Annotated in this window: 24 protein-coding genes and 2 pseudogenes; 25 read left to right on the top strand and 1 reads right to left on the bottom strand. The window is 70.1% G+C overall.

Annotation, left to right across the window (positions count from 1 at the left end):
* The 4 genes and pseudogenes from AB0B48_RS09195 to AB0B48_RS09180 form a co-directional block, all read left to right on the top strand.
* A pseudogene (locus AB0B48_RS09195) lies at nucleotides 1–341 on the top strand (uridine kinase); the annotation flags it as partial.
* A gap of 164 nt (nucleotides 342–505) precedes the next feature.
* A complete protein-coding gene (locus tag AB0B48_RS09190) occupies nucleotides 506–904 on the top strand; it encodes a TraR/DksA C4-type zinc finger protein (RefSeq protein WP_124823205.1) in 399 nt (132 codons plus the stop codon).
* A 48-nt stretch (nucleotides 905–952) separates the two neighbouring features.
* Nucleotides 953–1,822, top strand: a complete 870-nt coding sequence (locus AB0B48_RS09185) for a DUF72 domain-containing protein (protein WP_357198226.1) — start codon at nucleotides 953–955, stop codon at nucleotides 1,820–1,822.
* 64 nt (nucleotides 1,823–1,886) lie between these two features.
* Nucleotides 1,887–2,798: a tyrosine-type recombinase/integrase gene (locus AB0B48_RS09180; protein WP_357198223.1), complete on the top strand. Its 912-nt coding sequence runs from the start codon at nucleotides 1,887–1,889 to the stop codon at nucleotides 2,796–2,798.
* 59 nt (nucleotides 2,799–2,857) lie between these two features.
* Here AB0B48_RS09180 and AB0B48_RS09175 read toward each other — a convergent pair whose 3' ends face one another.
* The gene (locus tag AB0B48_RS09175) at nucleotides 2,858–3,283 is read right to left on the bottom strand and encodes a hypothetical protein (RefSeq protein WP_357198220.1); all 426 of its coding nucleotides are present in this window, start codon (nucleotides 3,281–3,283) and stop codon (nucleotides 2,858–2,860) included.
* A gap of 211 nt (nucleotides 3,284–3,494) precedes the next feature.
* Between AB0B48_RS09175 and AB0B48_RS09170 the strand changes: the two genes are divergently transcribed.
* The 21 genes and pseudogenes from AB0B48_RS09170 (at nucleotide 3,495) to AB0B48_RS09070 (ending at nucleotide 13,180) form a co-directional block, all read left to right on the top strand.
* Nucleotides 3,495–3,734, top strand: coding sequence for a hypothetical protein (locus AB0B48_RS09170; RefSeq protein WP_357198217.1), 240 nt, complete (start codon nucleotides 3,495–3,497; stop codon nucleotides 3,732–3,734).
* Complete coding sequence (locus tag AB0B48_RS09165) at nucleotides 3,731–3,982, top strand: hypothetical protein (protein ID WP_357198214.1); 252 nt, start codon at nucleotides 3,731–3,733, stop codon at nucleotides 3,980–3,982. The genes AB0B48_RS09170 and AB0B48_RS09165 overlap by 4 nt, the downstream gene beginning before the upstream one ends.
* Before the next feature lie 92 nt (nucleotides 3,983–4,074).
* Complete coding sequence (locus AB0B48_RS09160) at nucleotides 4,075–4,545, top strand: hypothetical protein (protein WP_357198211.1); 471 nt, start codon at nucleotides 4,075–4,077, stop codon at nucleotides 4,543–4,545.
* The gene (locus AB0B48_RS09155; protein ID WP_357198209.1) at nucleotides 4,542–4,766 is read left to right on the top strand and encodes a hypothetical protein; all 225 of its coding nucleotides are present in this window, start codon (nucleotides 4,542–4,544) and stop codon (nucleotides 4,764–4,766) included. The genes AB0B48_RS09160 and AB0B48_RS09155 overlap by 4 nt, the downstream gene beginning before the upstream one ends.
* Nucleotides 4,763–5,047 (top strand): hypothetical protein, encoded by a 285-nt coding sequence (locus AB0B48_RS09150; RefSeq protein WP_357198206.1) that lies wholly within the window; start codon nucleotides 4,763–4,765, stop codon nucleotides 5,045–5,047. Before AB0B48_RS09155 ends, AB0B48_RS09150 begins: the two co-directional genes overlap by 4 nt.
* Nucleotides 5,047–5,295 carry a hypothetical protein gene (locus AB0B48_RS09145; protein WP_357198203.1) on the top strand — a complete coding sequence of 83 codons (249 nt, stop codon included), beginning with the start codon at nucleotides 5,047–5,049 and terminating at the stop codon, nucleotides 5,293–5,295. Before AB0B48_RS09150 ends, AB0B48_RS09145 begins: the two co-directional genes overlap by 1 nt.
* Nucleotide 5,296: 1 nt before the next feature.
* Nucleotides 5,297–5,497 carry a hypothetical protein gene (locus tag AB0B48_RS09140; protein ID WP_357198200.1) on the top strand — a complete coding sequence of 67 codons (201 nt, stop codon included), beginning with the start codon at nucleotides 5,297–5,299 and terminating at the stop codon, nucleotides 5,495–5,497.
* Nucleotides 5,494–5,739 carry a hypothetical protein gene (locus AB0B48_RS09135; RefSeq protein WP_357198197.1) on the top strand — a complete coding sequence of 82 codons (246 nt, stop codon included), beginning with the start codon at nucleotides 5,494–5,496 and terminating at the stop codon, nucleotides 5,737–5,739. The genes AB0B48_RS09140 and AB0B48_RS09135 overlap by 4 nt, the downstream gene beginning before the upstream one ends.
* A gap of 94 nt (nucleotides 5,740–5,833) precedes the next feature.
* Nucleotides 5,834–6,433 (top strand): hypothetical protein, encoded by a 600-nt coding sequence (locus tag AB0B48_RS09130; RefSeq protein WP_357198194.1) that lies wholly within the window; start codon nucleotides 5,834–5,836, stop codon nucleotides 6,431–6,433.
* Nucleotides 6,430–6,930 carry a hypothetical protein gene (locus tag AB0B48_RS09125; RefSeq protein ID WP_357198191.1) on the top strand — a complete coding sequence of 167 codons (501 nt, stop codon included), beginning with the start codon at nucleotides 6,430–6,432 and terminating at the stop codon, nucleotides 6,928–6,930. The genes AB0B48_RS09130 and AB0B48_RS09125 overlap by 4 nt, the downstream gene beginning before the upstream one ends.
* Nucleotides 6,927–7,328: a hypothetical protein gene (locus AB0B48_RS09120; protein ID WP_357198188.1), complete on the top strand. Its 402-nt coding sequence runs from the start codon at nucleotides 6,927–6,929 to the stop codon at nucleotides 7,326–7,328. The genes AB0B48_RS09125 and AB0B48_RS09120 overlap by 4 nt, the downstream gene beginning before the upstream one ends.
* Nucleotides 7,328–7,546, top strand: a pseudogene (locus AB0B48_RS09115) (WhiB family transcriptional regulator); the annotation flags it as partial. The gene AB0B48_RS09120 and the pseudogene AB0B48_RS09115, both read left to right, overlap by 1 nt.
* A gap of 212 nt (nucleotides 7,547–7,758) precedes the next feature.
* A complete protein-coding gene (locus tag AB0B48_RS09110) occupies nucleotides 7,759–8,295 on the top strand; it encodes a helix-turn-helix transcriptional regulator (RefSeq protein WP_357198185.1) in 537 nt (178 codons plus the stop codon).
* The gene (locus tag AB0B48_RS09105; protein WP_357198182.1) at nucleotides 8,292–8,495 is read left to right on the top strand and encodes a hypothetical protein; all 204 of its coding nucleotides are present in this window, start codon (nucleotides 8,292–8,294) and stop codon (nucleotides 8,493–8,495) included. The genes AB0B48_RS09110 and AB0B48_RS09105 overlap by 4 nt, the downstream gene beginning before the upstream one ends.
* A complete protein-coding gene (locus AB0B48_RS09100) occupies nucleotides 8,492–8,635 on the top strand; it encodes a hypothetical protein (protein WP_357198179.1) in 144 nt (47 codons plus the stop codon). Before AB0B48_RS09105 ends, AB0B48_RS09100 begins: the two co-directional genes overlap by 4 nt.
* Nucleotides 8,636–8,643: 8 nt before the next feature.
* Entirely contained in the window at nucleotides 8,644–9,531 is an 888-nt protein-coding gene (locus AB0B48_RS09095; protein WP_357198176.1) for an ATP-binding protein, read from the top strand.
* Nucleotides 9,528–9,833 carry a hypothetical protein gene (locus AB0B48_RS09090; protein ID WP_357198173.1) on the top strand — a complete coding sequence of 102 codons (306 nt, stop codon included), beginning with the start codon at nucleotides 9,528–9,530 and terminating at the stop codon, nucleotides 9,831–9,833. Before AB0B48_RS09095 ends, AB0B48_RS09090 begins: the two co-directional genes overlap by 4 nt.
* On the top strand, nucleotides 9,830–10,279 hold the full coding sequence (locus tag AB0B48_RS09085; protein ID WP_357198170.1) for a single-stranded DNA-binding protein: 450 nt from the start codon (nucleotides 9,830–9,832) through the stop codon (nucleotides 10,277–10,279). Before AB0B48_RS09090 ends, AB0B48_RS09085 begins: the two co-directional genes overlap by 4 nt.
* 95 nt (nucleotides 10,280–10,374) lie before the next feature.
* Nucleotides 10,375–10,872 carry a hypothetical protein gene (locus AB0B48_RS09080; protein ID WP_357198167.1) on the top strand — a complete coding sequence of 166 codons (498 nt, stop codon included), beginning with the start codon at nucleotides 10,375–10,377 and terminating at the stop codon, nucleotides 10,870–10,872.
* The gene (locus AB0B48_RS09075; RefSeq protein ID WP_357198164.1) at nucleotides 10,869–12,611 is read left to right on the top strand and encodes a hypothetical protein; all 1,743 of its coding nucleotides are present in this window, start codon (nucleotides 10,869–10,871) and stop codon (nucleotides 12,609–12,611) included. The genes AB0B48_RS09080 and AB0B48_RS09075 overlap by 4 nt, the downstream gene beginning before the upstream one ends.
* A 398-nt stretch (nucleotides 12,612–13,009) precedes the next feature.
* Nucleotides 13,010–13,180, top strand: a complete 171-nt coding sequence (locus AB0B48_RS09070; RefSeq protein WP_357198161.1) for a hypothetical protein — start codon at nucleotides 13,010–13,012, stop codon at nucleotides 13,178–13,180.
* The last annotated feature ends 7 nt before the right edge of the window (nucleotides 13,181–13,187 follow it).

Below are 13,187 nucleotides of genomic sequence, written 5' to 3'. Positions count from 1 at the left end.
CCACTGCGCCTGGTCGGGGCCCCGGCCGAGTGCTCCCGTCGCTCTGGGACGCCGACGCCGACCGGGCCAGCCGTGCCCGATACGTCGACCTGGCACCCGGCGGTGTCGTCCTGGTCAGCGGCTCATTGCTGCTCGGCGGCGGCCTGCCCTTCGACGTGACCGTCCACCTGGAGTTGTCCCCGGCGGCGCTTCGCCGACGCACCGAAGCGGCCCAGCAGTGGGCGCTGCCGGCCTTCGGCCGGTACGCCGAGGAGGTCGTCCCGGCGAGCTTCGCCGACGTCGTGGTACGCGCCGACGACCCCCGCCGACCAGCGCTCGTGGAGCCCGGCGAAGACGACTGACAACAACCGAGAGTTTGTCGGTTTGCCCGGCCGGTCCGGCGGGTACTCGCCCGGCTCACAGAGCACGGGTGATCGCCCGCGCACCGAACGCGACCGTGACCGGGGCCCCGCGCCGCCGGCACCCGGTTCACCTTGTGCCACAGGCCCAGGAAAGGCAGGCAGCGATGCTCGTCCACGACACGGTCGGTACGGCCCGGTCCCAGACGGAGATCGACCAGATCCGACAGTCGCTCCAGGCGCGCTACGACGAGCTGACCGCGGAGTACGACCAGGCGGTGCTCCAGAGCCAGGTGCTGCGGCTGGTGGAGGTCGGCGACACCGCCGGCGACGACCAGGCCGACAGCGGTACCAAGACGGCCGAGCGGGACACCGCCCAGTCCCTGTTGCGCACCATCCTCGACCGCCGCGCCCAGTACGAGCACGCCCTCGGTCGGCTCGAGGAGGGCACCTACGGCTGGTGCGAGGGCTGCTCGGCGGCGATCCCGGTGGAGCGGCTGGAGATCTTCCCGTCCGCCACCACCTGTGTGACGTGCAAGCAGACTCGCGAGCGGCGGGCGGCCTGAGCCACCCCAGCGGTTGCCGGTCGGTCCCGGACGCGGTGGACTTCAGCCATGGGTGACATCCTCGTGGGCACCGCTTCCTGGACCGACCGCACACTGCTGGACTCGGGGTGGTATCCGCAGACCGCCGACACCCCGGAGAAGCGGCTGGCCTACTACGCCAAGCAGTTCCCGCTGGTCGAAGTGGACGCCACCTACTACTCGCCGCCCGCCGAGGCGACCGCGCGGCTGTGGGCCGAACGCACCCCGGCCGGCTTCACCTTCAACGTCAAGGCGTTCAGCCTGCTGACCGGGCACCCCACCCGGGTCAGCGCGCTCTACAAGGACCTGCGCCCGGAGACCGACAAGAAGAACGTCTACCCCGACGACCTGCCCGCGCAGTCGTACGAGGAGGTGTGGACGCGTTTCCTGTCCGCGCTGGACCCACTGGTCGAGGCCGACAAGTTGGGCGCGCTGCTGTTCCAGTTCCCACCCTGGTTCACCATCAAGCGGGCCAACAAGCAGTACCTGCTGGAGGTGGCGAAGCGCTGCGCGCCGCTGCGCCCGGTGTACGAGTTCCGGCACGCCTCCTGGTTCGACGGCGACAACGCCGACGAGACCCTGGCCTTTCTGCGCGAGCACAAACTGCCGTACGTCTGCGTGGACATGCCGCAGGGCCACCGTTCGTCGCTGCCCCCGGTGCTGGCCGCCACCGCGGACCTCGCGGTCATGCGCTTCCACGGGCACAGCGACAAGTGGACCAGCAAGGACATCCACGAGAAGTTCGGCTACCACTACTCCCAGCGCGAGTTGGCCGACTGGGCGCCGAAGCTGCGCGAGCTCGCCGACGAGGCAGGCCAGACCCACGTGCTCATGAACAACTGCTATAAGGACTATGCAACCACCAACGCGGAGACGTTAAAAGGGCTGCTGAACAGGTAATACAGCGGTCGAGTCTCCGCGTTGGGGTTGTGCACAGCGCTCAGCGTTCCTATAAAGTGCGCGCATGCACGCCGATTTCGCGGTACTGCTCGACTCCTGGGACCTCGCGATGCGTGCCGACGGCTACTCGCCGCGCACCCTCACCAGCTACCGCAAGGCCATGACGCTGCTCGCCGGGTGGCTCGCCGAGCATCACCCTGACACCGGCCCGTCGGACGTGACCCGAGATCAGGTCCGCGCCTGGATCGTCGACCTCCGCGAGCGCACCTCCAACGGCACCGCCCGCAGCTACTTTCCCGGGGTGCGGAACTTCTACCGCTGGGCCCTGGACGAGGGCGAAACAGACACGGACCCCACTCAAGGACTGCGCACCCCACCTCCGAACGATCCACGCACCCCGATCCTGTCCGTCGACCAGGTACGAGCCCTCCTCGCCTCCTGCGACGCCCGCACGTTCCTCGGCCGGCGCGACGCCGCGATCATCTACGTGTTCGTGGACGGGGGCCTGCGGCGGGCGGAGGTTGCCGGGCTCGCGCTCAACGGGGTGGACACCCGGGAACGGATGCTGTTCGTCGAGGGCAAGGGCACCAACCGGTCCGGGCCGCGGCGGCGGGCGGTGCCGCTCGGAGTGAAAGCCACCCGGGCACTGGACCGATACCTGCGGGAGCGCCGAAAGCACCCGTACGCGGAGCTGCCGCAGTTGTGGCTCGGGGACAGGGGGCGGGCCACCCTGGGCAGTGACGGCGTCAAGCGGATGTTGGAGCGCCGCGCCGAGCAGTGCGGCTTCCACCTTCACCCACACATGCTGCGCCACACCTGGGCGAGCGCATTCCGTGAGGCCGGCGGCAACGAGGGTGACCTGATGGTCCTCGGCGGCTGGCGCAACCGCCAGATGCTCGACCGGTACGGAAAGGCCGCAGCGGCGACCCGAGCGCAGGAGGCGTACCGGCGGCTCGCGTTCGGAGACCGCATCTGAGCACAAGCAGAAGCCCCGGCTCCCCTTCGGTGGGGGCCGGGGCTTTGTCGCGTCGGGGGTCAGGCTGTGCGGCGGCGGGTGCCCTGGGCGGGGTAGGTGTCGAGGACTCGCTCCAGCAGGGATGTCAGCAGTGCCTGCTCGGCTGTGTCGATGGGGGAGTTGGTGCCCAGCAGGTAGCTGACCTTGTCGGCGAGGGGGTGCTGGCTGGCGGGCGGGGCGGGCGGGGCGTCCATCTCGTACTCGGATGGCTTTGCTCGGCCGGCGAGGACCCGGAGGTCTTTCATCGTCGTGCCAGGCACCTTCTGGTTGATGACTTCCAGGTTGCCCTCGCCGGGCTGGACCTGGCCCCGGAAGTAGCGACCGAGCGACCCGGTGTCGATGCCTGTGACTTTCGCCAGGCTGGCCTGGTCGTGGGCGACCCCCGCCCGCTTGGCGTGCTCGATCACGTACTTACGGAAACGCTCGTGATCCCAATCGCTGCTCACGTGCATGAAGGTTACGCCATCGTGCATCGGTGCACGAGAGGCGCGATAGATCGCCCCGGGTGCGTGGGCGCGTCCCTGCGCTGGGTGTACGCGTGGGGGAGCGTCTGACCTGCTCGGATGCGCCATGCGTCCTCCTCGATGTCTGGATGCTTGCGTGCATTTCTTTGCCAAGAGTCTTGCATGCATGCGTGCACAGCGCTAGCGTGGATGCATGCACGCAGCCCGTGAGGTTGACCCAAAGATACGGCTCAACGCCGCCGCTTTCACAGACCTACTGAAGCCTCTCGGCTTCGAACACACCGCAGACATCGCCCGCCACCTGGGCGTCGACCCCGGCAACCTGTCGCGGATTCTGCGGGGTCAGGCGGTCAGCGCGGAGTTCATCGCCCGGGTCCGGCTCGCGTACCCCAAGGTCGCTTACGAGCGGCTGTTCCGCGAGGAGTGGTCATGACCGCCAGCTCTCGGCGGCTGCACGCCCAAGCCGCCGCCCACACCCGATGGTCACGCGAAGAGGACCGCCAGGCCGCGACGGGCAAGGCCCGCGCCGCCTTCATCGACCGGTTCGAGCGGGAGGTGGACCCCGAGGGGGTGCTGCCTCCGCAGGAACGAGCCCGTCGCGCCGAGTCCGCCAAGAAGGCGTACTTCGCCCGACTGGCGCTGAGGAGCGCCGCAGCCCGCAAGGCCCGCCGCGCCGCCTGAACCGCCCCGGTGCCCACCCGGGCCCGGAAAAGAACCAGCGCCCCGCATCCCGGCAAGGACATCGCGGAGCGCCAGACCCCAGGGAGTATCGCATGACCTCCACGACCACCGGCTTCACCACCGACCGCCAACAGCTCGCCGAGGTATCCCGCTGGGCTCGCATCCAGGGCTGGCGCGTCGGCGGATGGCGCGGCTACCAAAACGCCCCGTTCGAGGACCAGGCCACCGTCACCGTCCGGGTGAACGAGGCCGGGCTTCAGGTGTGGCGCAAGCCCGCCGGCACCCCGTACTTCACCGGCCAGCCGACCGAGTACCCGGCGGCCACCGTCCGCGAGGCGGTCGACATCCTCGCCGCCGTCGGGATCCTGCCGCCGGTGTTCTCGTCGGCGTACCGGATGGGTCGCAGCGACAGCGCGTTCATCGCGAACGTCGAGACCAACCCGGACCGCAAGTGCGGGATCTGCGGCGCGACGTCGGGCTTGACGCTGATCCCCGGCAACCCGCTGACCGGCACCACGAACCAGTGGCTGTGCCACGACACCTGCAAGGCGATGACCCGATGACCGGCCCGATCAAGGCGGACACCTTCGCCGATCTGCGCATGAAGCTCGACGTCGCCACCGACGCGGAGCTGGCCGCGACCCTGACCGATCTGAATGGGCGCACCGGCGAGATCGCCGCCGAGTGCCGGCTGTTCGTTCAGGCCGAGATCACGCACCGGCAGGCGACGACCGCTCTGGTCGCCGCGATGGCCCCGCCGCACCGCTGGGAGGCGAAGCGATGAGCTACGACCACGGACCCGTCCAGACCTACGAAATCACCTGGAAGTCGGGGCACATCGAGAGCGTCCTGGCCCACCAGGTGTCGTGGCCCCGCCGGGGCATGGCGCTCGTCGCCGCCGGGATGCTGACCGGGCTCGGCGACGACCAGCCGAAGCCGTCGGTCATCCACTTCCACGCGGAGATCGACGGGCACTGGCTGCTGACGCTGTCGGCGCATGAGGACGATATTCAGACCATCCGGCTCGTCACGCAGGCCGAGGTGCTCCCGGGTGGTGCGTCGTGATGGACCTCGGCGACATGCCCGCCCTCACCGCCGGCTTCGCCCACTTCCAGCCCGGCCCGACGGGCACACCGCCCACCGGCCCCGGCACCGGAGACGGCGGACGCCCCGGACCCCAGGTCGTCGACCTCGCCCGGTTGCAGGAGCTGGTCGACGGCACCGACGCCCTGATCGACGGCTGCCGGGCCACCGTCACCGACCTGAGGGCCGCCATGGTCCGCACCCGGGCCGCACGCGGGGAGGTGGCCTGAGATGCCGATCCTCACCTACCACGAGCTGAGCTGCGACCGATGCGGAAACGGCTACCCGGCCTCTCTCGCTGAGACGGGCTTCCTCTTCGGCCTGAAGAAGGGTGCCCAGGAGGCCGGTTGGCAGTTGCCGCCGCCGAGGGGCAAGGGAAGCCGCTCAACGCCGATCCTGTGCCCTCCGTGCAAGACCGAGGTCGGTGCGTGATGGCCCGCCTCCTGCTCGAACTCGCCCTCTTCGCCCTCGCCTTCAAGGCCGGCGGGTGGTGGCTGCGCTGGCGGGGCCTACGCCACCAGATGCGCGCCGCCGCCGTCGCCATCAGCACCCCCACCTACCTGGCCGAGGTGCTCGCCGTGTACCGGCAGCGGCTCCGGGACCTGGTGCGCCTGCCGCGCCTGCCCCGACCGCACTTCCACCTGCCCCGCTTCCACGTCCGGAGGTCCGCGTGAGCCCCGACCCCGCCGCCGTCCGCACCTTCCGTGGCTTCCTCGTCGGCCTCGCCATCGTCGCCCCGATCTGGGCCCTCATCGCCAGGAGCTTCCTGTGACCACCAACGACATCGCCGCCATCCGCCGCCTCGCCAAGCAGCACGCCTCGGCCATCGGCCCCGGTGGCGAGAAGGCGTGGACCGCCGCGCAACTGGCCGCCAAGGCTCCCGCCCTCTGCGACGAGGTCGAGCAGCTGCGCGCCGCCCTCACCAAGTCCCGCGAGCAGGCCGCCAACCTCGCCAACGAGAACGGCCGGCTCGTCGCCGAGAACGCCCGGGTACGGCAGCAGCGCGACGAGGCGCTGGCGAAGGTCGAAACGACGACCGAGGCTGCCGGCGACCCCCTCAACTACCTGATCTGGTCCCAACACCACCGGTCATGGTGGGGGCCGAATCGATCCGGCTACCGCAGCAACCCGGCAGACGCTGGCCGGTACACCCTCGCCGCAGCCGAGGCCGAGATGGGGCGTGGGTGCTCCTGCTGCCTCGTTCCCGAGGTGCCAGTCGCCGCCGCGAAGGTCATCGGAGCGACCGACGTGGCGACCAAAGCCGCTATCACCCAGGCCACCGGATGGGCCATCGCGGCGGGCGAGGGCAACGAGGCGTACGCGCCAAAGGTCGTCACCGTCGAGCTGCCCGCCGAGGTGGCGTCGTGAGCTACGACCTCCGCGACGGCACCGTCCACGCCTGGGCACCCACCAACCCCACCCCACCGGCCACCACCTGGCGGCAACGCCTCACCCAGTGGATCGGGCTCGACGACCAGGCGGCCACCGAACACGTCGGCGCCGACGAAACGTGGACCCCCGCCGACGAACTCGAACCCGGCGACACCGGCCGCCACCACCGCGGCAACGTCCGCCCCGTCGACCGCGGCTACCGGCTCAGCCCCGCCGCCCTGCAACGCGTCACCCGCACCGTCGAGCAGGTGCCCTCCAGCTACGAGGACACCACCGGACTGCTCAACGTGCCCAACGTGCCCGAGCCGCCGCAGACCCGCGAAGAGGTGCTCGCCGAAATCCGCGGCGCGCTCACCGGCCCGACGCCCATCGCCGACGGCATCGCCGGTGTCGCCACCGACGACGAGATCACCCGGTGGGCCGCCGACGGCGCGGACGTCGACGACCAGACACAGAACGGAGACGACCAGTGATCACCACGCTCCCGACCATCCCGATCATCACCCTCGACATCTACAACCAGGACCGCATCGTCGTCGGCCGCATGACCGTCCCCTACGAGCCCATCAGCGACCACCTCGTCATCACCCCCAGCGCCTACCTCAGCGAAGGTGCACCCCGGCTCGCCAGCACCTTCGCCGTCACCCACCTGCCCACCGGACGGCGCATCGGCGCCCGCGCCTGCCTCAACTGCTGCCGCACCGTCGGCCAGCAGCTCGCCGACATCCCCGGCATCGACTGGAACACCACCACCACCGGCGACGACTTCAAGGCGCTGGTCGGCAAGGCCACCTTCAACGAGGTCGCCGCCACCTCCCGCAAGCTCCTGAGCTGCCTGTCCGAGGCGTGCGACGACGAGAGCGAGTGGTGATGGGCAGCCAGCGGCCCGACTGGCAGCAGGGTGCCATCTGCAACCAGGTCGACCCGGAGATTTTCTACCCAGAAAAAGGCGGCACCGCCGAGCCAGCGAAGCGGATCTGCGGCCGGTGCGACGTCAAGACCGAATGCCTGGAGTACGCCCTCGACCGCCGCGAGGAGTTCGGCGTATGGGGCGGCATGTCCGAGAGGGAGCGCCGCGCCGTGAAGCGCGGCCCCCGCGGCGCGTCCGTCCACCCCATCCAGCAGCGTCGCCGGACCGGGCTCGCCGAACACCACCAGACGATCGCCGCGATGCTCGACCGCCCCACCCCCGCCACCTGGACGCAGATCGGCGCAGCCGTCGGGTGGAGCGGCGGAGCCGTCAAGAAGTACTGGCACCGGCAGCAGGCCGCCTCGCAGCAGCAAGAGCAGGAGCTGGCGGCATGACCCCCGTCACCGACCTCCACCCCGACGACCTGGCCGCCCGACTCAGCCTCCGCGCCCTGCTCGTCGAACGCCGCCACGAGCGCGGCCTCAGCCAGGCCCGACTCGCCAAGGCCATGGGACTCAGCCAAACCGCCATCGCCCATGTCGAGAAAGGCACCAACTGGCACCTGCTGGTGCTCCAGCGCTACGCCCACGCCGTCAACCTGCGCATCGTCGCCTACCCCGACGCGCTCCCCGGCGTCGGCACCATCCACGACCCCACCGCCGACGTCTTCCGACCGTCCGACCCGGAGCGCGCCCATCGGTGGGACCAGGCGAACCTCATCGGCAACCTCGGCGCCGCCCGCCGCGCCGTCGGCCTCACCCAGGCCGTTGTCGCCGAACGGCTCGACCTCACGGAACGGGCCGTCAGCAACTACGAGCACACCAAGACAGGCGTGGTCCTCATCAGCCCGCAGCGGTACTGCCGGGCCCTCGGCGGTGCCCTCGCCATCGAGGTCGAAGACCTGGCCGCGCTGGAGGTGGCGGCGTGAAGGCCGGCACCTGGGCGGACATCGGCGCCGCCACCCACGCCGCCCTCAACGGCGGCCAGCCCTGCGCCGGTGGTTGCCGGTGGCCCGTCGACCCCGCCGCCACCGCCGGCCCCGACGGCACCCCCGGCGTCTACGACCGACACCCCGGGTGTGAGCCCGGCGGACAACCACTCCGGCTCATCAGGGGAGGCAAGCGGTGAACACCTGCGTCACCTGCGAACTGCCCGAAGACCAGTGGCCGCCCTTCGATCCGCTGTTCGCCGCCGGCAGCCACCAGTGCCCGGACTGCAAGCGGGTCGACCTCAACGAGCAGGCCACCCGCCAGAACCCCCAGAAGTGAGAGACACCGTGAACTTCACCTTCGCACCCGCCACCAAAGCCCAAGCCAAAGCCCGGCTCGCGTTCGCCGGCCCGTCCGGCAGCGGCAAGACCTACACCAGCCTCGTCACCGCCACCGCCCTCGGCGGACGCATCGCCGTCATCGACACCGAACGGGGCAGCGCCGCCAAGTACGCCGACCTGTTCACCTTCGACACCCTCGCCATGCACACCTACGACCCCCGCGACCTCGTCAAGGCCCTCGCCGCCGCCGGTGGTGCCGGCTACGACGTGGTCATCGTCGACAGCCTGTCGCACTTCTGGATGGGCACCGGCGGCATGTTGGAGCAGGTCGACCAGGCCGCCAAGCGCTCCGGCGGCGGCAACACCTTCGCCGGGTGGAAAGAGGCCCGACCCATGGAGCGGGCCATGGTCGACGCGCTGCTGGCCTACCCGGGTCACGTCATCGTCACCATGCGCACCAAGACCGAGTACGTGGTCGAGGAGAACGACCGCGGCAAGAAGATCCCCCGGAAGATCGGCACCAAGCCGGAGCAGCGCGACGGCATCGAGTACGAGTTCGACATCGTCGGTGACCTCGACCTGGAGAACACGCTCATCGTCGCCAAGTCCCGCTGCAAGGGACTCGCGAAGGCGGTCATCCGGGAGCCCGACGGCGACTTCGGCGGCACCATCCTCGCCTGGCTGTCCGACGGCACCGACCCCGGCATGACCGTCTCCGAGGTGCGCCGCAAGGCCCTCGACCCGGCCACCACGTTCGAGGAACTGGGCCAGCTGTACAAGGCCGAAGAGCAGATCGGCCGCCTCGGCGCCGCCGTCGAGGACGAGGACGGCAACTCCACCACCCTCGGCGCGCTGCTGGCCCGCCTGGGAAACGCCCGCAAGGCCGCGGCGTGATCCGCCCCGTCGACGAGCAGCGATCCGACCAGCGCTGCCCGAAGTGCAGCAAGGCGCTGACCGTCGAGCCCGCCGACGGGGCTTCCAACACCACCCAGCACCACTGCCTGCACTGCGGCTACCGCGAGACGGTCCGGGCCCCGAGGTCCGAGCGGATCACCCGCAGTGAGGTCCGCCGGCTCGTCCGCGCGTCGCGCCGGCTGCTGCTCGGCCCGTCCTGCTACGGCCGCCGGCACCGCCACTGCACCGCCACCAACTGCGAATGCCCCTGCCACATCAACAGCCAGAAAGGCCAGTCATGACGGACACCATCATCACGGTCGTCGGGAACCTGACCGATGACCCCGAGCTGAAGTTCCTGCCCTCCGGCGTGGGCCTGGCGAAGTTCCGCCTCGCCTCCACCCCGCGGGTCAAGGACAAGGACAGCGGCGAGTGGAAAGACGGCGAGGCGCTGTTCCTGAGCTGCACCGCCTTCCGGCAGATGGCCGAAAACATCGCTGAGTCCCTCCAGCGCGGCGCCCGCGTCGTCGTCCAGGGCCGGCTCAAGCAGCGGTCGTACGAGAAGGACGGCGAGAAGCGCACGGTCTACGAGCTGGACGTCGAAGAGGTCGGCCCGAGCCTGCGCTACGCCACCGCCCAGGTCAAAAAGATGGGCCGCGCGAGCCAGGGCCAGGCACCCACCCGCAGTGACGACCCCTGGGGTTCGCCCGCACCGGCCGCCGGCTCCTTAGAAGACCCGCCCTTCTGATCCGGCTCGCCGGAGTCCCGCATCGGCACCTGTCGGTGCAGGGCTCCGACCATCCGGCACCACCCACGACCGCAGACACATCCAGGGGGGACCTGATGACCAGCACCACCCCAAGCGCCGACGAGGTCCGCGCCCTGCCCCACACGCCGGCCGCCGGCCGCGCGCTCACCGCCCTTGCCAGCGGGCAAGAGACGTTCACCCGCGCCCAGGTGGCCTACCTGATGGCCCTCGCCTTCCAGGTCGGCATCGACGCCGCCGAGCAGCCGGACACCGACGACCCCGCGCTGTGGAACCTCGCCTACGAAGCCGGCTACATCAACGGCAACGACGACGGCGAAGAGCGCACCCTCGCCGAGGTCTGGGAAGGGCTGCGGTACGGGTTCAGCGGGCCACGCCGGGCCGCCAAGGACGGCGTACGCGGCAACCTCACCGCCGCCGATGCCCTCTGGTGGCACCACCGGGCCGTCGAGCAGCGCGACGCCAGACGGGCCGCCGACCGGGCCGAGCACCGCGAGGGCGACTTCCCCGGCGGATGCCTGGGCATCGACTGGGAGACCGGGCGGCCCGTCCGTCACCTGGGAGTGGCGGCATGACGGCCGAACGCCACCTCACCGCAGTCGGCAAGCCCGAAACCGACACCGCACGGCGAGCACGCGAAACCCACGAACGGCACCTCGCCAAGCAGGCCGAAAAGATCGAACGCGCCCGCAAGGCCGAACACCGCCGCGCCGAGATCAAGGCCCGCGCCGACCAACTCGCCGCCAACGGCCAACCCCGCGTCCTGCTCGACACCGACCCGGCGGCTATCCGCGCCATCGCCACCGCACTCGACGACGGCGCGGTCCCCGACACCTACGTCAGGGCCGGCAGCGTCGTGGTCGTCGAAACCCCGTCCGGCGCCATCGCCACCGACGACGACCCGGCGCAGATCATCACCATCGTCGACCAGACCCGCCTCGCGCGGCTGCTCGCCGATCACACCTTCACCTACGAGCTGGTCAAGGAGAAGCTCGCCGACGGCGACAGCGCACTCGTCGAGACCGAGGCCACCCCGAAAGGCCACGTCGCCGCCGCCGCCCTGTCGTCGGCGCACTGGCCGAAGCTGGCACCGCTCAACGGCATCGTCACCACTCCGGTGTTCCGGCCGGACGACGGCAGCCTGGTGCAGGAGCCCGGCTACGACCCGGCCACCGGGCTGATCTACGCGCCGAAGCTGCCCCTGCCGGTCGTGCCCGAACGACCCACCGATGAGGAACTCGCCGCCGCGCGAACGTTCGTCTTCGACGAGCTGCTCGTCGACTTCCCCTGGGTCGGGCCATCGCGCGCCAACTACCTGGGGATGCTCGTCGCTCCGCTGCTGCGCCCCTTCCTCGGCGGGGTGCCCGTCCCGCTCGCCGCGGTCGACGCCACCTCACCGGCCACAGGTAAGAGCCTGCTCACCACGATCATGACGAGGGTCTACTCCGGCTACACCCGGCCCTGGGTCGGCGACGACGTCGAACTGCGGAAGGTCATCACCTCGATCCTCGTCGACAAGGGCGGCGCCGTCGTCTGCCTCGACAACGTCGGCAAGGCCGAGACCGTCGACCAGCCCACCCTCGCCGCGCTGCTCACCGCAACCGTCTGGTCCGACCGGATCCTCGGGGTGTCCACTACGGTGCGGGTGCCCAACGACCGGGTCTGGTTCGTCACCGGCAACAGCCTCTCCATCGGCGGTGACCTCGCCTCCCGCACCGTCCTCATCCGCCTCGACGCGAAGATGCCCGACCCGGCCATGCGCCCACCGTCGCGGTTCGTCCTCGGCGACCTGGAGGAATGGCTCGGCGACCCCATCAACCGGGCCACCGTCCTCTACCACCTGCTCATCCTGGTGCGCGGTTGGATCGTCTCCGGCGCCAACCGCATCGAGACACCGATGCGCAGCTTCACCCCCTGGGCGTCGGCGACCGCCGGGTTCCTCGGCTGGCTGGACGAGCCCGGGTTCATGACCAACCGGGGCAGCCTCCACGAAGTCGACGAAGAGGAAGCCCAGTACGGGGCGTTCTACTCCCGGTGGCATGAGCTGTACGGCACCAACGAGGTCACCGCCAAGCAGCTGTACGACTCGACGACGCCGAGCATCGTCGATGGCCGGGACTGGAAGGGCACGTTCCTGGTCCGCCGCAAGGACGGGCAGCCACCGTCGGCGGTCGGCCTGGGCAAGATGCTCGCCTCCGAGCGTGGCCGCTACCGCGGTGGGTTCCGGCTCAACGGCTTCTACGACACGGACACGAAGGTCTGGTCGTACTCGGTGACTCCAAAGTCCGATGGCGTTCCGGAGGGGGCGCAGTGACGCCGGCCGGCGGTTCACGGGGGATAGGCGAGACCTATCCCCGGCTATCCCCCGTGAATTCCGGGGGTGCTACGGGGGATAGAAAGCCAAGATCGTCCTACCCCCCGGAAAGATCCACACACGAATGCCCAGATCAGACGCACAAATCCATCGACGTTACGGGTGATCCGGGTGATAGAACCGCGTTTTTAACCACCCGGGACGTGCGCGAAGAAAAAACTCACGGTCGCAACACCCCATGTGACCCCATGTGTCCGCATATAGACCAGGAGTTTTTTTACGCGCACCCCGTAGAGGGCCAAAACCAACCCCCGTATCACCCGGATCACCCGTGCGGTCGATGCATTTGCGCCCCTGACCAGCGCAACCACACGGGAAGTGGCTCTGACCTATCCCCCGTGAGCGTCGAAACCATCCCCGGAGAGCCCGAGCCCGTCGGTCCTCTTGCCGAGCAGTTCCTCGACCACCTCGCAGCGCAAGACGCCGACCTCGCCGACCGCCGCCGGGACGCCCTGCGCCGACTCGGCCGCGCCAACACCACCAACCCACTCGTCCGCCGCCAGCCCTGAGGAGCCC

The organism is Micromonospora sp. NPDC049089 (genome assembly GCF_040648775.1).
In the GTDB taxonomy this organism is placed as follows: domain Bacteria; phylum Actinomycetota; class Actinomycetes; order Mycobacteriales; family Micromonosporaceae; genus Micromonospora.
The sequence above is the reverse complement of the archived record's forward strand: the minus strand, read 5'-3'. Positions and strand labels throughout refer to the sequence as shown.